Here is a 20,034-nt window from a genome sequence, read left to right as displayed (position 1 = left end):
ATGGATTAAAAAATCGCTTTATTTTCTATCATATTCTGCACCTGGGCACATACCTTGAAGAACACATCCAGCTCTTCCTGCGGTATTTCCTGGCGCACCTTATTATTGAATTTCTTTACTGTCTGGCGGGAGATTTCTTTTTTCTCCAAGCCTTTCTCTGTCAGGAAGATGCGAACCAGCCGTTTATCACGCGCATCTGATACTTTATAGATTAGGTTATCATCCTCCATGCTCTTGAGAATACGGGTAAGGCTGCGGGCTTCCAAGCCAAGGAGCGGGGCAATTTTAGTGGCAGGTGTACCTTGCTGCTGGTCTATGTTGAGCAACACAAACCCTATTGATGTGGTGATTCCGCTCTTTGCAGCCTCCGTGTTGTACATACGCGAGATAGCGTGCCAACATACTTTAAAGTTGTAGTCTACAGTTTCTTCCGGCTTCATGTAATATCAATGGTGTATACCAAATATATAAAATAATGTTATGCTTGCATACTACTTTAGTTAAAATTTTAGCTGCATGCATAAAATTTAGTACGCAAGTTTTAGTGATATGCTTATAGAACAGCGGAATTTATAGGCAATAGCTCCAAAATAAAAGGCAACAAAAAAATCCCTGCCGTGTTTGGCAGGGATTTTCTGTACTTGGTGCTGCGCGTTGCCTTAAGCGACAAACTCTAAAACATGGTGTCGATCAGGTTTTGATAATTGGTGGTGATTGCCTTCCGCTTCACTTTCAGCGTTGGCGTCAGTTCACCACTTTCCACCGTCCACATTTTCGGAACCAGTTTAAACTTCTTGATGGTTTCGAACTGTGCTAACGACTCGTTGGTTTTCTCCACCTCCCGCTTATACTTCTCAATCACTTCAGGGTGAGACACCATCTCCTCATCAGAAGTATACTTAACGCCTTTGTGCGAGCACCAGTCCTGCAGTCCAATAAATGCCGGCACAATAAGCGCGGCAGCATACTTCTGCCCAGCCCCTACCACCATCGCCTGCTCAATTACAACCGACTCCTTCAGCTTATTCTCGATTGGCTGCGGCGCGACATACTTACCACCTGATGTTTTGAATATCTCCTTCTTACGGTCTGTGATCTTTAAGTACTTACCTTGCTCTATCGTACCAATATCTCCGGTGTGGAACCAGCCGTCTTTATCAATCACTTCATCTGTTAGCTCCGGCTTTTTATAGTAGCCTTTCATTACGTGCGGGCCGCGCGTCAGCACCTCACCGTCTTCTTCAGCTATCTTCACCTCCACGCCATCAATGGCAGGTCCTACTGTGCCGATCATGTTATTCTCAGGCTCAAACCTGTTCACAGCAATTACCGGGGAAGTTTCCGTTAAGCCATACCCTTCCATTATTCGCATATTGGCAGCCCAGAACACCCGTGCCAGACGCGGCTGCAGGGCAGCACCACCCGAAACAATAGCGATGATGTTGCCTCCCAGCGCTTCACGCCATTTGCTGAAGATAAGTTTATTGGCCAACGCTAGTTGCTGGTTATAAAACCAGCCATGGTCTTTCTGTGTATCGTACTTCAGGCCAAGTTCCAGCGCCCAGAAGAACAGACTGCGCTTTACTCCTGTTAGCTCCATACCTGTGGCCACAATCCTGTCATATACCTTCTCGAGCAGGCGTGGCACTGTAGTAAAGATATGTGGCTTCACCTCTTTCAGGTTATCCGCTACTTTCTCGATGCTTTCGGCATAGTAAATAGACACTCCTATTCTGAAGTACAGGTACAGCAGCATACGCTCGAAAACGTGGCAAAGCGGCAGAAAACTCAGCGCCCGGTGCGTTTGGTTTACAGGCACAATAGGAAAAATACTTGTTACGTTGCTCACAAGGTTGCTGTGCGTCAGCATCACCCCTTTCGGATTGCCGGTGGTGCCGGAAGTATAGATGATGGTGAGTATATCGTCCGGTTGTACAGCAGCCTTCAGAGGCTCCAGTTGCTGCACATCGCCGCCGGTGCCCATGTCCAGCACTTCTGTCCAGGGTCTTGCTCCCTTCACATCATCAAATGTATAAATTTCTTTTATACCACTCATTCCCTCTGTAGCTGCCGCCACCCTGTTATAGAGTGTGTTGTCAGCGACAAAAATCGCCTTCACTTCGGCATCATTCAGAATATAGCGATAGTCTTCTGTGGTGATGGTTGGGTAGAGCGGTACGCTAATGGCGCCTATTTGCTGTATACCAAAATCAACCAGCACCCACTCCGGGCGGTTAAACGAGATAATAGCGACCTTATCACCTTTCCCTAAGCCCATTTTAAGCAATCCAAGGCTCACTTTGTTGGCATAGTCCTGCACATCCTGCGTGCTGTACTTCTGCCAGGTTCCGTTCACTTTGGCAGCAAGACAGTCGGGCTGCGGAAAGTGCTGCAACTGGTAAGGAAGAAGGTCTAATGTTCGGTTAATATCCATGTTATGTTAGTTAGTCAGGTCTCTTTTACTTCAAAAACTACGTGCTGCGGAACAGAAAGTATGTAATCACCCCCTTTTTCTGTACCTCTATGCATTTTAACTAATTTTTCTAAATCTGTCACTGCTAAAAGCAGAATATTTGTAATAACTTATATTTACAACTCATAATTCAGCCTGCTATTGCGGACGAAGTCACCTGTTGAAAACCAAATTTTAGCTATTTTTGACTTTTTCAGATGAATCCTATGAACCTGTCAATCTTTTTTGAGCCGCTAAACGAGGACGTGTATGCTACGCTTAATAAGCCCCGCACCTTAGGCGCCTACATCAGCCGCTTTGTAAGCAAATCCCCGGACTGGCGGAGTGCCGACATCGCCATATTCGGTGTAAATGAGAGCAGGGGCCGCAATGAAGAAACGCCTACTGCGGCCAATGCGCCTGCGCGCGCCGTAAGGCAGCGGCTTTACAACCTGAACAAGGGAACAGGCCGTTGCCGGATTGTAGATCTCGGCAACCTGCGCCCCGGCATAACTTTAGAAGATACTTACTTACGGCTTAAAGAAATAGTTGAGGTTCTGATTTCGCACAATACCATCCCTGTCATTATCGGCGGTTCGCATGACCTGGAGTATGGCCAGTACCTGGGTTACGAGCACCTGGAGCGCGTGGTGAACATGGTAACCGTAGACAATAGTGTCGACATGACGGAGGATGCCGCTGCCACACCCAATAAAAAGCAACTGCGCCAGATTCTGATGCATGAGCCGAACTACCTCTTTAGCCTGGGGCAGATTGGCTATCAATCGTACCTGGTGGAGCCGGAGGTGATGGCAACAATGGAGAAACTACACTTTGAGGCGCACCGGGTAGGCGAAGTACACCGTGGGGTGCAGGAGATGGAACCTGTCGTGCGCATAGCTGATCTCCTCACATTCGACATTTCCGCCATTCGCCACCAGGATGCCCCTGGCTATGAACCAGCTAACCCGTTCGGGCTTACAGGAGAAGAGGCTTGTCAACTCTGCTGGTATGCCGGCCTGAACGACAATTTGACCTCGCTAGGCATCTATGAGTACGATCCTGCGCTGGACGACCGGGATCTGACAGCCATGACCATTGCTACGATGATCTGGTACTTTATAGAGGGCTTTTACCATCGCAAAAACGAGCTTGACTTTACCAGCAAACAATTTACCCGCTATGCCGTTGCCTTTAACAACGACCACCCGGACCGCATGATTTTTTATAAGAGCAGGAGCGGTGAGAAATGGTGGCTGGAGGTAGAGCCGCTCAGCAACGAGAAGAGCAGCCGCATTGTGCCCTGCAGCTACGAAGACTACCTGCAGGCCATTGAGGGCGAAGTTCCAAACCGCTGGGTGCTGACGCAGGCACGGATTGGGTGATTTTTATGACTTTACCAGAATATACGCTGCAGCAGCTGGCCTCGCGTAACGGGCAGGACCGGGATGAAATATGGGTGGCATATAAAGGTGTAATATATGATGTCCGGAAATCGAGGATGTGGCGCGACGGCAAGCATTATGAGCACTGGGCCGGGCAGGATCTGACAGAAGAATTAAAAGATGCACCGCATAATTCCAATGTCTTTGATAAATTTGAGGTAGTGGGCCTTGTAAGGCACTCAGTTCGTAGAATCGGGGAGCAGTGAAAACCTGTAATAAATTACTGTTAAATTGGGGAGTAAGACTTCATAAACCAAAAACTTAAGATAGCATGATATTAATAGCTGATAGCGGCGCGACCAAAACAGACTGGCGTATGATAGATGCCACAGGTGTTCATGAACATATACTTACGGCAGGTATTAATCCTCAATATTTAGAGTCAAATCAGATTTACAGCATCTTTGAAGCAGAGCTGCTTCCGCATTTGAGAGAGAAAAACCCAAGTGCTATTTATTATTATGGCGCAGGCTGCAGCTCTCCGGACCGGAACCTGCGTGTAGAGCAGGCATTGAAAAGGATTTTCCCTAACAGTGAGGCTGTTGTAGACCACGATTTACTTGCAGCAGCACGTGCCCTTTGCGGCCAGAAGCCAGGGGTGGCCTGTATCCTAGGGACCGGCTCAAACTCCTGCCTGTACGATGGCGAAAACATTGTTGACAATGTTCCCTCACTAGGTTTCCTGATGGGTGATGAAGGCAGTGGTGCTTATTTAGGTAAAATGCTGATTAGAGCGTACATGTACCGTGAGTTGCCGGAGGAACTGGCTACTTCGCTGAAGAACCGCTACAACCTTACAAAAGACAGCATTCTGGACGCTGTGTATCTCTCTGATATGCCAAGCACCTACCTGGCCACCTTTGCTAAGTTCATGCACGAAAAGCGTAAAGACCCTGTGATTCATGCTATGATTTATCAGAACTTCGATGAGTTCTTTGAACGCCATGTCTGCAAGTATAAGGGCTACACAGAAGTACCCGTAAACTTTATCGGCTCTATTGCTTATCACTTCTCTGATACACTACACCAGGTGGCGAAAAAGTATGGCGCGCGCATCGGCACAATTATCATAAGCCCAAGCGAAGGCCTAATCGCCTACCACCAGGAGCTGCTGTCTCAAAACGTATAGAGCAGTTCGGACACAGGATTGAAGGTGAAAGGGCTTGCTGTAGTACATGCATTAAACCTTTTCTTTCCCTGCTTTTCTTCTGCCCATTCAGAACTTTTCATTCAACTTCAAAATTAAAAAAGAGTGTCTACTACCGAATCAACCTCTAATTACGACAGCCTTGAGCAGATGAGCGTGCGGGAACTGTTAGAGAACATTAACCATGAAGACCAGACGGTGCCACAGGCGGTAGCAAAAGCAATTCCGCAGTTGGAGGCGCTGGTGCAGGCTACTGTGGAGCGGCTGCAGCAAGGTGGCAGGCTATTTTATATCGGGGCCGGCACCAGCGGCCGGCTGGGTATACTGGATGCCTCCGAGTGCCCTCCTACCTATGGAGTGCCGCATGGCATGGTAGTAGGCCTGATAGCGGGCGGCGACAGTGCCATACGCAAAGCAGTAGAGTATGCAGAAGACGATCAGGAGCAGGCATGGGAAGACCTGCAGGCCTATAACATCAGTCAGAAAGACATTGTGGTAGGCATTGCCGCCTCTGGCACAACACCTTACGTAATCGGAGGTCTTGATACCTGCCGCCGGCACGGCATTGCCACAGGCTGTATTGTCTGCAACCCCAGCAGTGCCGTTGCCGCTAAGGCAGACTATCCGGTAGAGGCAATCACAGGCCCGGAGTTTGTAACAGGCAGCACGCGTATGAAAGCTGGCACAGCGCAGAAACTGGTGCTCAACATGCTTACCACTGCTACCATGGTCAAACTCGGCCGCGTGCAAGGCAATAAGATGGTAGACATGCAGCTTTCCAACCATAAACTGGTGGATAGGGGTATCCGGATGCTGATGGAAGAGCTTAACCTCAAAAACACGGAGGCTGGCGCTCTGCTCAAAAAGTATGGTAGTGTACGGGCTGCCATGGAGGCTTTCCGGGGCAGCGATAATCCGGCACAGTAAGTCACAGAAGCTATACAACAGAAAAGCGGCTGCAAGAAGATTTTTCCGGCAGCCGCTTTTCTGTTGTATTATGGGTTAGTCTTCCGCTACTGTTAAGCGTTCCAGCAACACATCAGCGGCTTCACTGCTTGGCGCAACATAATTCTTAACAGACCAATCATAATTGAGCTTAAACTGCGCATCTTCTGCATTGTGCAATACCTTCTTCCTGTATTCCTGCAGTGGCTCGAGCCCTAGTTGTTTCCTTCTTTTATCTGTTTGCGCCAACTCCTCGTCGCTCATACTTTCCAACAACAGGCTCTGTATCTTCTCATAATTCTTGTCATTCTCTTTGCATCTTCTGCAGCTGATTTTGGCAAAGGCCCTTGAGCCGTACATAATATTCCCGGCTTGCTGATCCAGCAAATAAGCCGCAGGCTGCGGTGCTATACGTCCTTCTTTCACAGCTTTTGACAGTATGCCCTTAAAATCATACCCGTTTCTGGCCGCAGTCTGCCGCTGAATCACAATACTAAAGCGGGGTAATTCCTCTAAGGTGTCTGCTACCCCAATCAATGCCTCACCGGGGTAACCGTAATCGTTGATCCAGTTCAGCAGGTTAGTTATATTATCGGCCTCTATCTGGCGTATTGTGTCGCCGTGCACACGCAAACCTCCTTTCGCCTGCCGGAAGTATTGGTCTCGGGCATACAGTTCATCCAGGTCGTCGCGCAGTATAAGATTGGCAGCCTCTTCATACCTCTTCCGTCGCTTTGGGTATTGCTTTTCAAACTTCTTCCACTGCCGTGATGTCTGCAACGAATCGAACACCTGCTGCCGCTCCAGGTAAGGCAAGCTTACCCCTTTTATTACCAATTGCTCCAGGTAATCGAAGGCCTGCTTCTCATCCCCAAGCTTCACTGCGCTTACGGCAGCGTTATAATAGTCACGGGCAAAAGGAGTGGGCACAGCAGCAAAAGCCTGTTGGTAGGCAGCCAGCGCCTCCTCGTAATTTCCTTCTACAATTTCCAGCTCTGCTACATTTATAACAGGGTGGTACACCTCTGTATAGTCCGGCACCTCTGCCTGCTCCGGCACTCCGGATGTAGCACATGCCTGCAGGCAAAACACCAGCAAGATAAAGGTGGCACAACGGCAAAAGGTAGCAGATAGCAGCAGAATCTCTCTTTGGGGTGAACACTGGTACATAAAACGAAATATCAATTAATGGAACTACAAGGGTGGCGCTTATACTTTCTATAGTGCACGCTATTTCAAAACAGTGCCTGCATCAGAAAATTACATTATCTTAAATAATAATGAAAGCTTTTTTAGTTGATCCTTTGTTTCGAGGCAATTGGGCTGCAAAAGAGCAGGAAAAGCCTCAACTTTGCAGCAGCCTTGCCAGTACACGAAGCAACAAGTCTGATACAGGCCCTACCAACACGCTTGAATTTTTATGCATACCATAGAACCGTTTTATAACTGGATTGATAAATACTCTTCCGCCGAGGATCCGCGCTCTCCGTTGTTTGGCACTGAGAGCAATCTCCTGCAATACACCAATACTATTTATGGGTACTATATACATCCGCAATGGGATGACATTGAATCTGAAACGCTCTTCCTAAAGATACTTTACACCGACTACGACTTAGGCTTTACCATCATCGAGTTTATTGGGGAGTGGAATGATGCGATCCACAACGACATCATGCATCTGAAGCGAAATATTATTGACCCGTTGGTGAACGAGGGCGTTCACCAGTTCATCATCATCGGGGAAAATGTGTTTAATTTCCATGGCTCCGACGATGCCTATTATGAGGAGTGGTTTGAAGATATTGAAGATGGCTGGATTGCTGCGCTTGGCTTCCAGGAATTTGTGATGAGCGAGATGAAAAACTATAACCTGGACTACTACATTAACTATGGAGGCAGCCTGGACAATATTCCTTGGCGCACTTTTACCCCTAAGCGCTTATTTGTCTTTGTGAATGGTATGATTCAAAAACGGCTGGGGCCATAAGTTATCAACGTCAAACAAAAAGGGACCATAAAAACAGGTCCCTATTTGTTTGACGATTTTCAAAAATCTCTCTACTATTTAACGGTCAATTTCATCTTCTACTTCTTCAACAGCTTCTTCAGTTTCCTCTTCTATTTCTTCTGCAGCATTCTCAGAAGAAGCACAAGAACCAAAGGTTAACAGGCCTGTGGCCATGAGCATATACATTATCTTTTTCATAGTTCCTTTAAATTTAATTCACTTTTATTGTATTATAATAGTAGTATCCACTTCTTCGGCCACTTCTTCATTATACTCTCCAATTTCTTCATTCAGTTCCCGTCTCTCTTCTACTACATCTTCCACGTCCCCCTCTGCCCGCTCATCTGCTAAATCTTCAGCCTCATCTACTACGTCTGTTCGTTCTTCAGCCGGAGAGTCGCAGGAACCAAAGGTTAGAAATCCTCCTGCCATCAGCATGTATAATATTTTTTTCATATATATATTTTGATAATTTATAAATAACAAATAGCCATTCATCTATGGTATACGGATGCAATTTTAAAAAGCTGTACGCCTACGGCTTTGCACATTTGCCAAACAGGCCGTGCCTGCTTTATGCAACTCCACTCATACTGCAACAAAAAAGCAAAAGGGACCTGTACAGGTCCCTTTTGCTTTGATACATTATTTTCTATTACTACTAGCGCTCAATTTCATCCTCTACTTCCTCAGCGCCTTCTTCAATGTCCTCTCCAACTTCTTCAGCACCTTCTTCTATGTTATCTCCTGCTTCATCAATCTGCTCTTCTGTTCTGCTTTCTGTAGTAGACTCACAGGAGGCAAAGGTAAATAAACCTGCTGCCAGCAGCATAAAAATTGGCTTTTTCATATGTATGGTTTTAAATTTAATTTGCTTGTGATTTTATCTTATTAAGGATTTCTCTTATACCCCCACCTATTCTATAACGGCGGAAGTGTCATACTCTTCTTCTGCTAACTCTTCCATTTCTTCAACTCTCTCCTCAGCTGTATCCTCCATTTCTTCTACTCTTTCTTCAGCAGGTGAGTCACAGGATCCAAAGCCGAAAAGACCGGCTACCGCGAATGCAAATACTATCTTTTTCATAAACTTGTCAGCTTTCATGATGCTAATTCATGCTTCAGGCTTTCAAAAGTGGGCAGCCTGGCACCACCAGTTACACGAGTGATATCCCAACGAATACGGCAGCACCAGCATATAGTTTATAAAGTATTCCAAAAACTGAAAGACATCCTGTATTGGTGTCTTTCAGTTTCCTTGGCTATGCGCTAGCATATTTTAAAGATTAAGAGCAGCGAGTCAGCATCGTTAAAGTAAGGCACGGAGGGATAAATAGACAGCCTGCATGCACTAAAAAAAAGGCGCAAACATAGCATGCCTGCGCCTTTAGCTCTTTTATGTAAATTACTTTTTCCGGAACACCAGGTTAATAGGAACACCCTCAAAACCGAAGTGCTTGCGTATGCTGTTCTCTAGGTAGCGTTTGTACGGGTCTTTGATATACTGCGGTAAGTTACAGAAGAACGCAAAGGTTGGATTGTGCGTCGGTAACTGCGTCACGTACTTAATCTTCACAAACTTACCCTTGATAGCCGGCGGAGAGTTGCGTTCGATATCGGGCAGCAGCAGGTCGTTGAGTTTTGACGTAGGTACTTTCTGCGTCTTATTCTCGTACACGTCCATCGCCTTCTCCACCGCCTTTAGAATACGCTGCTTTGTAACTACGGAAGTGAAAATAACCGGCACATACTTGATTGGCGCAATTCGCTTCAGTATCTCCTCCTCAAACTCCTTTGTAGAGTGCGTATCTTTCTCCACCAGGTCCCACTTGTTCACCAGTATTACAATGCCTTTGCGGTTCTTCTCGGCCAGCGTAATGATGTTCACGTCCTGCGACTCGATTCCGCGCGTGGCGTCCAGCATAACGATGCACACGTCAGCATCCTCCAGGGCACGCACCGAGCGCATCACAGAGTAAAACTCAATGTCTTCGCTCACCTTGCTCTTGCGGCGCAGCCCGGCAGTGTCTACGATGATGAACTCTTTGCCAAAGGCTTTGTAGCGCGAATGAATGGCATCGCGGGTAGTACCTGCTTCGGCGGTTACAATGTTTCTGTCCTCGCCAAGCAGCAGGTTCACAAACGAAGACTTACCCGCGTTCGGACGGCCCAACACGGCCAGCTTCGGAATACCCGCATCCGGATCTTCCACGCCTTCGTCTTGGAAATGCTTTACCACCGCATCCAGCAGTTCGCCGGTGCCGGAGCCGTTCTGTGAGGAGACAGGATAAATTTCCTCGCCTACTCCCAAAGAATAAAACTCGCTCATCTGGTGGGCACGCGCTGTTGTGTCTGCTTTGTTGGCCACGATGTAAACAGGCTTGTCGGAGCGGCGCAATACGTTGGCAAACTCCTCATCCAGGCCCGTTAAGCCGGCATCCACATCCACCATAAACAGAATCACGTCGGCCTCTTTGATGGCCAGTTCCACCTGCTTGTTTATCTCTTCCTCAAAAATATCGTCGGAGCCATGCACATAGCCACCAGTATCGATTACGGTAAAATACTTGCCAATCCACTGCCCGTGGCCGTAGCTTCTGTCTCTGGTAACACCGCTCTCATTGTCCATAATGGCTTTGCGCTGGCCAATCAGGCGGTTAAAAAGGGTAGACTTGCCCACGTTGGGACGGCCTACAATTGCAATGATGTTTGTTGACATCGTAAAGAATAAAATAGTTAAAGTGCCCCCGGAGCACCGTGCCCCGAAGCTTTAGAGCAGGAATAAACTCTGCTCTTTTGCTGTGCGCCTACTTACTCGCTGTAACCGAAGCGCCGAAGTAGCTTTTGGTCGGTTCGCCAGTTTTCGTTCACGCGCACATACAAATCAAGAAAAATCTTTTTCTGGAAAAACGCCTCCATGTCGATGCGGGCCTGTGTGCCCACTCTTTTCAGTGCCTCGCCTTTGTTGCCTATCACAATGCCTTTCTGGCTGCGGCGCTCCACACTTATCTCGGCCCGTATGCGGATAATGTCCTCTTCTTCCTTGAACTCCTCTACCACCACTTCGCAGCTATAGGGAATTTCCTTTTTATAGTTGAGGAAGATTTTCTCCCGGATCATCTCCGACACAAAGAAACGCTCCGGCTTGTCGGTCAGTTCATCTTTCGGAAAATAAGGTGGATGCGCTGGCAGGTAGTGCAGCAGGCGTGCGAACAAATGCTCCAGCCCAAAGCCATGCAGCGCCGAGATAGGCAGTATTTCCGTTGGCTGCATCTTCTCCTCCCAGTAAGCCACTTTCTCATGCAGCTCCTCTTCTGTAGTTTGGTCTATCTTGTTAATTAGGAGCAGGATAGGCACCTCCGCATGCTGCAGCCGCTTGATCACATCATCCTCGTCGTGCTTTTCATAGATATCCGTTACAAACAGAATGACGTCGGCATCCTCAAGCGAGGTGCGCACGAAACTCATCATCGATTCATGCAGGGCATACTGCGGTTTGATGATACCCGGCGTGTCAGAATACACTACCTGAAAGTCATCGCCGTTCAGAATGCCCATGATTCGGTGCCGCGTGGTTTGCGCTTTAGACGTGATGATGGAGAGCTTTTCCCCCACTAGCGCGTTCATCAACGTGGACTTGCCCACGTTCGGCTTGCCCACGATACTTACAAAACCAGCTTTATGTGATGTTTCGGCCATACGCTAAAATTTGAGGTTGCAAAAGTACTTCTTTATTACGGATAAATAGCGATGCCTGAATAATTGATACCCAGAATGATAGATAAATAGTGAGTCAGGGGGCGAAAAATTTAAATTCGGGATGCGCAGTTCCGCCAGACGCTCGCAGGAGCTGCGCACACTGCGAGGTCTGAGCCAGTTTAGGGGCAAGGGAGATTTATCTTATCAGAACAACTGAACAATTCCGGCTCCTGTTGCTTTTACAGAGATAAGTTCCCCTCTATGATCCATAGAAGCTTTAGATAAAAACAAACAAATTATACTTCGTATCTTTGTAATTGAAAAGCATTGAAGATAAATGAGTAAGAAAGCCACTGGTAAAATAGGCGTTCTGCTGGTAAACCTCGGTACTCCAGACAGCCCTAACACACCTGATGTAAGAAAATACCTGCGTGAGTTCCTGCTGGACAAACGCGTGATTGATATACCTGCCGTTGCACGCTACGCCTTGATCAACGGCATTATTGCCCCGTTCAGGGCGCCAAAGTCAGCAAAGGTATACAAGGAGCTCTGGACCGAAAGAGGTTCTCCGCTGCTTTTCCACGGCCTTGACCTCCAGAAAAAGCTGCAGGAAGCGCTCGGAGACCGCTACCACGTGGCCTTCGGGATGCGCTACCAAAGCCCCAGCATTAAATCTGCATTAGAGGAATTGCAGGAGCAGAGCGTAGACCGTATTATCGTGCTGCCGCTGTTCCCGCAGTATGCCTCCGCCTCCACCGGCTCTGTGCAGGATAAGGTAATGGAGCTTGTGAAGGATTGGTGGGTTATACCGAGCATCAACTTTATCTCCAGTTTCTGCGACGATCCTGGCTTTATCAACTCTTTTGCCGAGTTGGGCAAGCAGCACATGGCTAAAGACAACTATGACCATGTAATCTTCAGCTACCACGGACTGCCGGAGCGACAGGTTTTGAAGGGCAGCGACAAGGGCTATTGCCAGTTGGGTGCCTGCTGCAATACCTACAACAAACGCAACAAATACTGTTACCGTGCTGCCTGCTTCGCCACCTCCCGGTTACTGGCTGAAAAGCTGGGCCTGCGCGAAGACCAGTACACTGTAACATTCCAGTCGAGGTTACTGAAAGATCCATGGTTGCAGCCGTATACCGATGAGGTGCTAAAAACATTTCCTGCCAATGGTATCAATAAAGTATTGGCCTTTAGCCCTGCCTTTGTAGCGGACTGCTTAGAGACCACCATAGAAGTAGGTGAGGAATTCAGGGAGATGTTCATGGAAGCCGGCGGCGAGAAGTGGCAGCTGGTGGAAAGCCTTAACTCAGAGCCGATGTGGGTGGAGGCTGTAAAGGAGATGGTGCTGCAGTATTGATTGCTGATGGTTTGATTGTTGAATGGCTGAAATCAACTTGTACTCTTTTAATCCAGCCATTTAACAATTCAACCATGCAGCCATTCTGAAATTTAAGAACTAAGCAGCACCTATATCCGCTTAAAATCAACCCCAGCATCTGAGGTGGCATCGGCATAGCTTACCACCTTCCGGAGCAAAGTCGCCGCATCCTCCTCTACAATCAGGCTATTGCGGTATGCGGGCTTAATAAAACCTTCGGCTACAGCATGGTCTATCATCTCTATAAATTTGTTGTAGTAGCCGTTCACGTTATAGAAGGCAACGGGCTTACGGATAATGCCTAGCTGGTTCCACGTGATGATTTCGTTCACCTCATCCAGCGTGCCGAAACCGCCGGGCATGGCTATGAAAGCATCGGAACGGGATGCCATCAGCGCCTTTCGCTCGTGCATGGTCTGGACCACGTGCAGTTCTGTAAGGCCTGTGTGTGCGACTTCTCTATCTACAAGGCTTTGCGGTATCACACCAATAGCCTGACCACCTCCCGCCAAAACTGCATCGGCTATAGTACCCATCAGACCTACTTTACCGCCTCCGAACACAAGGGCTATATTTTGCGCTGCCATTAAGCTGCCTAACGTTGCGGCTGCATTCTGATACACATGTCCTTTGCCATGGTTGGCGCCGCAGAAAACACCAATACTTTTCATTTTAACTTTAATTTATGAGTCTGAAATAAAGAAAGGCTCCGGCGTTTCTGCCAAAGCCCTTTACTTGGTGCAACAGCCTGTAAGTTTAAGCTGGCATTTTCTTATACATTTTAGCCAGCGTCTCGGCAGCATAATCAATTTCCTCCGGCGTGTTATACTTGCTGAAGGAGAAACGGACAGAACCGCGCTCTGGATCACAGTCTAAGGCACGCAGCACATGAGAACCAGTGTTGGCACCACTACTACATGCACTGCCTCCGGAAACAGAAATCTTGTTGATATCAAGGCTGAAAAGCAGCATCTCGTTGATGTCAGATGCAGGCAGGCTTACATTCAGCACCGTATATAAGCTCTTGTCGCCGTACGCTGACATGCCGTTGAAGCTCACATCCTCCATCTGCTCCTTCAACCTATAAATCATTCTATCCTTCAGGCCTTGTATATGACGCTGGTGCTCCTCCATGTCGCGGCAGGCAATTTCCAGCGCTTTCGCTAAGCCGATAATACCATACACATTCTCAGTGCCGCCACGCATGTTACGCTCCTGCGCCCCACCCTGTATGAGCGGCTGAATCTTAACTCCGGCATCCGCATACAGAAAACCCACTCCTTTAGGGCCGTGGAATTTATGCGCTGACCCCACAATAAAGTTCGCGCCCAGGGTCTGCAGGTCGTGCTTGTAATGCCCTATGGTCTGTACCGTATCAGAATGGAAGATGGCATTATGCGCTTTGCAGATACGGCCGATTTCCTCCACATTGTTCAGGTTGCCGATTTCATTGTTGGCGTGCAACACCGACACCAGTGTCTGCGGTTGGCTTGCTAGTAGTGCCTCCAGGTGCTCCAGGTCCAGGTTGCCGCGTTCATCGTGGCGCAGGTAACTTACCAGTATCCCCTCCTTCTCCAGCAGTTCCATGGTGTGCAGCACGGCGTGGTGCTCCAGCCTTGTGGAAATGGCATGTTTCAAACCCAGTGTGCGGACGGTGCTTAGGATAGCCATGTTGTCTGCCTCTGTGCCTCCTGATGTGAAGAAAATCTCCGCGGGGGAGGTATTTAGTAAGGTGGCCACTGTTCTTCGTGCTTTCTCGATGGCCGACCTCACCTCGCGCCCATGCGAGTGGATAGAAGACGGATTCCCGAAATGCTCCAGCATATAGGGAGCCATGGCATCAAAAACCTCTTTATCCAGTGGAGTGGTGGCTGCATTATCTAAATAAACACGCATATAATTAGGTTTAAAATTCTGATTCTGTTCTATCTGAACTGTATGAGTATAAAAAAAAGTTGCGCCAGCAGAAGGAATTACCTGTCTCCGCTGGCGCAAATCTATTTCTTAGTTATTATAAAGAGGACAACAACACATGCACATTACGCTTTCTCGGAGATGATCTCTTTGATGTCGGCAATAATTTTATTTGCCAGATGCTCTGCTGTGGCGTTGCTGTCTGACTCTGCATAAATGCGGATAATAGGCTCGGTGTTGGATTTGCGCAGGTGCACCCACTCTTTGTCGAACTCTATCTTCACGCCATCAATGGTGTTAACAGGTTGTTTGGCATAACGCTCCTGCATCTGGTGCAGCACTTTATCCACATCCACGTCCGGCGTCAGTTCAATTTTATTTTTCGAGATATAGTAGCTCGGGTACGATGCCCGCAGGCGCGTCATGCTAGTGCCTGCCTTCGCCAGATGCGTTAGGAACAGTGCGATTCCAACAAGGGCATCGCGGCCATAGTGCAGTTCAGGGTAAATGATACCACCATTGCCTTCGCCACCGATGATGGCGTTCTGCTCTTTCATCATGTTCACCACGTTCACCTCTCCAACGGCAGCGGCGTAGTATTCGCCACCGGCTTTCTCGGTTACATCGCGCAGCGCACGGGTAGAGGACAGGTTAGACACCGTATTGCCTTTCTGGTTCTTGAGCACATAGTCAGCCACAGCCACCAGCGTATACTCCTCACCAAACATGCTGCCGTCTTCGTTTACCAGCGCGAGGCGGTCTACATCAGGGTCTACCACAATGCCCAGGTCGAACTTCCCTTTTTCAATTATCTTCGAGATTTCGCGCAGGTTCTCTGGCAGCGGCTCCGGATTGTGGGCAAAGTTACCATCTGGCTCACAATACAGCTTCTCTATCTTTCTTACACCTAAAGCCTCCAGCAGCATAGGCACGGCAATCCCTCCGCTTGAGTTCACGGCGTCAACCACTACACTGAAATTCTTGTCTTTTATGGCTTCCACATCTACCAGCGGCAGTTCTAAAATTGCCTTAATGTGCTTTTTAAGAGCTGTATCGGTTTGCTTGTACTTACCCAGGTCGTTTACCTGCGCAAAAGTAAAAGACTCCTTCTCTGCAATCTCCAGCACCAGTTTGCCTTCCACATCAGAAATAAACTCTCCCTTCTGATTCAGCAGCTTCAGTGCATTCCACTGCTTTGGGTTATGGCTGGCAGTAAGTATAATGCCGCCACCTGCTTTTTTCTCCGGTACTACCATTTCTACGGTAGGTGTTGTGGATAGCCCTACGTCTATCACATCAATACCGAGCCCCTGCAGCGTAGCGCAGACCAGCTTGTTTACCATTTCGCCGGAAAGGCGGGCATCACGACCAACTACAATTTTGTTAATATTGGTGGTCTGAAGCACCCATGTTCCGAAAGCAGCAGCGAATTTTACCACATCAACCGGCGTAAGTCCTTCACCTGCCGGCCCGCCTATCGTTCCACGTATTCCTGAAATTGATTTTATTAAAGCCACTTGTTTATTTTTTTTCCGAAGGCAAAAGTAGCAATTAACTTATACTTTCAGAAGCTTTCGGCGTTTTATACTCCACCAACTTGCCTCCTGTAGCTGTTCAGACGGCTTGCCATTGTTTTTATTATATTTGCCCTTATGAATAAGACTAATTTTGACAATAGCCCTCGGGGCAAGCAGCTACAGGCCTTTGACCGCCTGCTCGATGTGATGGACGACCTCCGGGAGAAGTGCCCCTGGGACAGGAAACAAACGATTGAAAGCCTGCGCCACCTTACTATAGAGGAGACCTATGAGCTTTCTGATGCTATTCTAAGAGCAGATATGCAGGAAATAAAGAAAGAATTGGGCGATGTGATGCTGCACCTGATTTTTTATGCAAAAATAGCCTCCGAGCACAATGCATTCGATATAGCCGACGTTCTCAACGCACAGTGCGACAAGCTCATATTCAGGCATCCGCACATTTACGGCGACACAAAAGCCGACACAGAGGAGGAGGTAAAGCAGAACTGGGAAAAACTCAAACTTAAGGAAGGGAACAAATCGGTGCTTGGTGGCGTACCCTCTTCGTTGCCCGCACTCGTAAAAGCCATGCGCATACAGGAGAAAGCCCGCGGCGCTGGCTTCGATTGGGACGATAAGTCTCAGGTGTGGGAGAAGGTGCAGGAGGAACTAAAAGAGTTTGCAGACGAGTTCAACGTAGAACACACAGCTACAATAGATCAGGAGAAGGCAAATGCAGAGTTTGGTGACCTGCTGTTTTCACTTATAAACTTTGCCCGCTTTGCCGGCATAAATCCTGAGGAAGCGTTGGAGCGCACGAACATCAAGTTTATTGATCGTTTCCAGTATATGGAAACAGAGGCGGCGAAAGATGGGAAAAAGCTTCAGGATATGAACCTGACTGAGATGGATTTTTACTGGAACAAGGCAAAAAAACGCTAGCCTTACACGCGTTTATCAGAAACTTTAATTTGATTTAATTCACTTATTTTAAGTGTAAAAGCTACAAATCAAAACAATTTTGCTTAAGTTAGTCACAACAGATGCAACCATTTTCTGACAAAGTATTGTTACCCTTAAATTATAACTACCATATTAACAACGGTTTAACATGTTTTAAGCACCAGGTTTTTGCTGCCTGTACAAAGCAACTCAGCAGCAAAAACAGCAGGTAACACGTTTCAAAATATTAATGTTTATACTTTGACAGAAGATGGCTAGGTTATTTTTTTCAGACAGAAGAGAGGCTAAGATTTGGAATTTAAAAAGAGAAAAGCTTAAATTAGTGTGCTGAAGAGGCAGAAGCTGATACTTTCCATAAAATATAAGCGCCCTAATAGTTTGAAAATTTGAGAAAAAGCAGAAATTGCGATTTCATTAAAGAACTAAAAGCAATCAAATTACATTTCACACTTACACAAACAATTAATCACAACACAAACAGCTAAACTTTAAACTTTTAAAAAAATGGAAAAAAAGACTGCAGTAGGGAGCAAGAATGCTAATGTAGAAAAAAAAGCAAGCCCAGTAGGCGGTATATTTGCAACAATTGTTATTCCGATATCTATTATAGTATGTGTGCTTATATACATGTTTATACTAGGTAACCCTGCTAACTTCGAAGGTGGAGATCCGGAAAGCCATCCACTTCCTGGTAACTATTTAGGCATTGTTTACAAAGGTGGCTGGGTAGTACCTATCCTGATGTCGCTTGTACTAATGGTGTTTATTTTCGCTATTGAGCGTGCACTCACTATCAGCAAAGCAAAAGGAAATAAGAGTGTTGCCGGTTTCGTAAGAACCATCTCTGCTAAGTTGAACCAGCGTGACATCAATGGTGCAATTGCTGCCTGCGACGCACAAAAAGGTTCTGTTGCAAACGTGGTAAAATCAGGTTTGCTGAAGTACAAAGAGATGCAGAACGAGCCTGAGTTGCTAAAGGCTGAGAAAATTGCCGCTATTCAGAAAGAAATTGAGGAGTCTACTTCGCTGGAACTTCCAATGCTTGAGAAGAACCTGGTAATTATCTCTACAATCGCCTCTATCTCTACACTGGTAGGTTTGATTGGTACAGTACTTGGTATGATTAAGGCCTTCGCGGCCCTTGCACAAGGTGGAGCTCCAGATGCAGTAGGTCTTGCAAACGGTATCTCTGAGGCCTTGATTAACACAGCCCTTGGTATTACTGGTTCTGCTCTTGCCATTATTGCTTACAACTACTTTACAAGCAAAATTGATGAGCTTACGTACAGCATTGATGAGGCAGGTTTCAGCATCATCTCTACTTTCGCAGCACAGCATGACACAGCAGCTCCAGTAAAAACACAAACTGTATAGTTTAGTTAACAGTATCAAAAAATAAATTATGCCTAAAGTAAAAGTAAAAAGAACCAAACCCTCATTGGACATGACGCCAATGGTGGACTTAGCCTTCTTGCTGGTTACTTTCTTTATGCTAACAACCAAGTTTGCCCCGGAGGAGTCGGTAGTGGTAGATACCCCTACTTCTGTTTCGGAAATCAAACTGCCTGAATCTAACGTAATAACATTAACAATCGGCAGTGATAACCGTGTGTTTTACGGAGTGGATGGTCAGCAAACAAAGGAAGCGCTCTTGAATAAGATGGCAGGTAAATATGGAGTCGGTTTTACAGAAGAAGAAATAAGAACCTTCACTCTGTTATCCAACTTCGGTGTTCCAATGAACCAGCTAAAGTCTTATTTGGCAATGGAGCCAAATGCACGTAAAGAAGTAGAGCAACCAGGCATTCCTATTGACTCAACCAACAATGAACTTGGTGATTGGGTGTTGCAAACACGTTTATCAAATCCTAAAGTGGTTATCGCTATCAAAGGAGATGTAGACTCAGATTATGCGACAGTTCAGCGGGTTATTGATATCCTGCAGGATAAGAAGGTAAACAGGTTTAACCTGATTACCGACATGGAAGCTAAACCAAGTAACCTATAACTAGAAAGGAGATAAGATATGGCAGAAATTCAAGAAAAAGCTGACTCCGGTAAAGGGGGGAAGAAAAGAGCCAAAAAAATGTCCGTTCATTTGGATATGACTCCAATGGTGGACCTTGCCTTCCTTCTACTTACGTTCTTTATGCTTACAACAACCTTCAGCAAGCCACAGACAATGGAAATCAATATGCCTGTGGACCCAGACAATCCAGAAGAACAGATTGCGCTGAAGGCAAGTAACGCCTTGACTATTATACTGGGTGAGGATGATGACGTATATTATTACTTCGGCCTTGCGGCAGACAATCCAGATGTGCTTGAGGCTGATTACTCAGCAAACGGCATCAGAAAAGTATTAGTGTCACCTCAGGTGAAGTCTAATGATAAGATGACCGTCATGATTAAGCCAATGGAAACGTCGCGTTACAAGAATGTTGTAGATATTCTGGACGAGTTGAAAATTACAGATACCAGAAAGTTTGCGCTTGTTGATTTTTCAGATGCAGACGCAGAATTATTAGCACAACAAAACATAGGACAATAA

The 20,034-nt window shown here is 46.9% G+C and carries 22 protein-coding genes; 10 read left to right on the top strand and 12 right to left on the bottom strand.

Features of this window, described 5'->3' with window-relative positions:
- Window positions 1–5: 5 nt before the first annotated feature.
- Both E1919_RS11980 and E1919_RS11975 read right to left on the bottom strand, forming a co-directional pair.
- Window positions 6–440 (bottom strand): MarR family winged helix-turn-helix transcriptional regulator, encoded by a 435-nt coding sequence (locus E1919_RS11980; RefSeq protein ID WP_162053644.1) that lies wholly within the window; start codon window positions 438–440, stop codon window positions 6–8.
- A gap of 233 nt (window positions 441–673) precedes the next feature.
- Window positions 674–2,434, bottom strand: a complete 1,761-nt coding sequence (locus E1919_RS11975; protein WP_162053643.1) for an AMP-dependent synthetase/ligase — start codon at window positions 2,432–2,434, stop codon at window positions 674–676.
- A gap of 245 nt (window positions 2,435–2,679) precedes the next feature.
- On the opposite strand from E1919_RS11975, the gene E1919_RS11970 reads away from it, so the two are divergent.
- From E1919_RS11970 to murQ, 4 genes are all read left to right on the top strand, one after another.
- A complete protein-coding gene (locus tag E1919_RS11970) occupies window positions 2,680–3,837 on the top strand; it encodes a formimidoylglutamase (RefSeq protein WP_162053642.1) in 1,158 nt (385 codons plus the stop codon).
- 5 nt (window positions 3,838–3,842) lie between these two features.
- Entirely contained in the window at window positions 3,843–4,103 is a 261-nt protein-coding gene (locus E1919_RS11965) for a cytochrome b5 domain-containing protein (protein WP_162053641.1), read from the top strand.
- 65 nt (window positions 4,104–4,168) lie between these two features.
- Entirely contained in the window at window positions 4,169–5,026 is an 858-nt protein-coding gene (locus tag E1919_RS11960; protein WP_162053640.1) for a hypothetical protein, read from the top strand.
- A 123-nt stretch (window positions 5,027–5,149) separates the two neighbouring features.
- Complete coding sequence (gene murQ / locus E1919_RS11955; RefSeq protein ID WP_162053639.1) at window positions 5,150–5,971, top strand: N-acetylmuramic acid 6-phosphate etherase; 822 nt, start codon at window positions 5,150–5,152, stop codon at window positions 5,969–5,971.
- 75 nt (window positions 5,972–6,046) lie between these two features.
- On the opposite strand, the gene E1919_RS11950 is transcribed toward murQ, so the two are convergent.
- Window positions 6,047–7,159: a cbb3-type cytochrome oxidase subunit 3 gene (locus tag E1919_RS11950; RefSeq protein WP_162053638.1), complete on the bottom strand. Its 1,113-nt coding sequence runs from the start codon at window positions 7,157–7,159 to the stop codon at window positions 6,047–6,049.
- 250 nt (window positions 7,160–7,409) lie between these two features.
- Here E1919_RS11950 and E1919_RS11945 point away from each other — a divergent pair, with 250 nt between their 5' ends.
- The gene (locus E1919_RS11945) at window positions 7,410–7,979 is read left to right on the top strand and encodes a hypothetical protein (protein ID WP_162053637.1); all 570 of its coding nucleotides are present in this window, start codon (window positions 7,410–7,412) and stop codon (window positions 7,977–7,979) included.
- Between the two features lie 78 nt (window positions 7,980–8,057).
- Here the strand turns inward: E1919_RS11945 and E1919_RS11940 are convergent, their stop codons facing one another.
- From E1919_RS11940 to era, 6 genes are all read right to left on the bottom strand, one after another.
- Window positions 8,058–8,198, bottom strand: coding sequence for a hypothetical protein (locus E1919_RS11940; RefSeq protein WP_162053636.1), 141 nt, complete (start codon window positions 8,196–8,198; stop codon window positions 8,058–8,060).
- A gap of 24 nt (window positions 8,199–8,222) precedes the next feature.
- Window positions 8,223–8,456: a hypothetical protein gene (locus E1919_RS11935; RefSeq protein WP_162053635.1), complete on the bottom strand. Its 234-nt coding sequence runs from the start codon at window positions 8,454–8,456 to the stop codon at window positions 8,223–8,225.
- Window positions 8,457–8,661: 205 nt separating this feature from the next.
- Entirely contained in the window at window positions 8,662–8,850 is a 189-nt protein-coding gene (locus E1919_RS11930) for a hypothetical protein (protein WP_162053634.1), read from the bottom strand.
- A gap of 66 nt (window positions 8,851–8,916) precedes the next feature.
- On the bottom strand, window positions 8,917–9,105 hold the full coding sequence (locus E1919_RS11925) for a hypothetical protein (RefSeq protein ID WP_162053633.1): 189 nt from the start codon (window positions 9,103–9,105) through the stop codon (window positions 8,917–8,919).
- A 300-nt stretch (window positions 9,106–9,405) separates the two neighbouring features.
- Window positions 9,406–10,719, bottom strand: coding sequence for a ribosome biogenesis GTPase Der (gene der / locus E1919_RS11920; RefSeq protein ID WP_162053632.1), 1,314 nt, complete (start codon window positions 10,717–10,719; stop codon window positions 9,406–9,408).
- Window positions 10,720–10,811: 92 nt separating this feature from the next.
- Window positions 10,812–11,699 (bottom strand): GTPase Era, encoded by an 888-nt coding sequence (era, locus tag E1919_RS11915; RefSeq protein ID WP_162053631.1) that lies wholly within the window; start codon window positions 11,697–11,699, stop codon window positions 10,812–10,814.
- A 337-nt stretch (window positions 11,700–12,036) separates the two neighbouring features.
- Here era and hemH point away from each other — a divergent pair, with 337 nt between their 5' ends.
- Window positions 12,037–13,065, top strand: a complete 1,029-nt coding sequence (gene hemH / locus E1919_RS11910; protein ID WP_162053630.1) for a ferrochelatase — start codon at window positions 12,037–12,039, stop codon at window positions 13,063–13,065.
- Between the two features lie 110 nt (window positions 13,066–13,175).
- Here the strand turns inward: hemH and E1919_RS11905 are convergent, their stop codons facing one another.
- From E1919_RS11905 to glmM, 3 genes are all read right to left on the bottom strand, one after another.
- Window positions 13,176–13,757, bottom strand: coding sequence for an LOG family protein (locus E1919_RS11905; protein WP_162053629.1), 582 nt, complete (start codon window positions 13,755–13,757; stop codon window positions 13,176–13,178).
- An 85-nt stretch (window positions 13,758–13,842) separates the two neighbouring features.
- The gene (locus E1919_RS11900) at window positions 13,843–14,982 is read right to left on the bottom strand and encodes a cysteine desulfurase family protein (RefSeq protein WP_162053628.1); all 1,140 of its coding nucleotides are present in this window, start codon (window positions 14,980–14,982) and stop codon (window positions 13,843–13,845) included.
- A 143-nt stretch (window positions 14,983–15,125) separates the two neighbouring features.
- Window positions 15,126–16,517, bottom strand: coding sequence for a phosphoglucosamine mutase (gene glmM, locus E1919_RS11895; protein ID WP_162053627.1), 1,392 nt, complete (start codon window positions 16,515–16,517; stop codon window positions 15,126–15,128).
- A 135-nt stretch (window positions 16,518–16,652) separates the two neighbouring features.
- Between glmM and mazG the strand changes: the two genes are divergently transcribed.
- From mazG to E1919_RS11875, 4 genes are all read left to right on the top strand, one after another.
- Complete coding sequence (gene mazG / locus E1919_RS11890; RefSeq protein ID WP_162053626.1) at window positions 16,653–17,462, top strand: nucleoside triphosphate pyrophosphohydrolase; 810 nt, start codon at window positions 16,653–16,655, stop codon at window positions 17,460–17,462.
- 525 nt (window positions 17,463–17,987) lie between these two features.
- Entirely contained in the window at window positions 17,988–18,857 is an 870-nt protein-coding gene (locus tag E1919_RS11885) for a MotA/TolQ/ExbB proton channel family protein (RefSeq protein WP_162053625.1), read from the top strand.
- Between the two features lie 28 nt (window positions 18,858–18,885).
- Complete coding sequence (locus E1919_RS11880) at window positions 18,886–19,491, top strand: ExbD/TolR family protein (RefSeq protein WP_162053624.1); 606 nt, start codon at window positions 18,886–18,888, stop codon at window positions 19,489–19,491.
- A gap of 18 nt (window positions 19,492–19,509) precedes the next feature.
- Complete coding sequence (locus E1919_RS11875) at window positions 19,510–20,034, top strand: ExbD/TolR family protein (RefSeq protein ID WP_162053623.1); 525 nt, start codon at window positions 19,510–19,512, stop codon at window positions 20,032–20,034.

Source organism: Pontibacter pamirensis (assembly GCF_010015475.1).
Lineage (GTDB): Bacteria > Bacteroidota > Bacteroidia > Cytophagales > Hymenobacteraceae > Pontibacter > Pontibacter pamirensis.
Note: the sequence above shows the minus strand (reverse complement) of the source record. Positions and strands in the feature narration are given on the sequence as shown.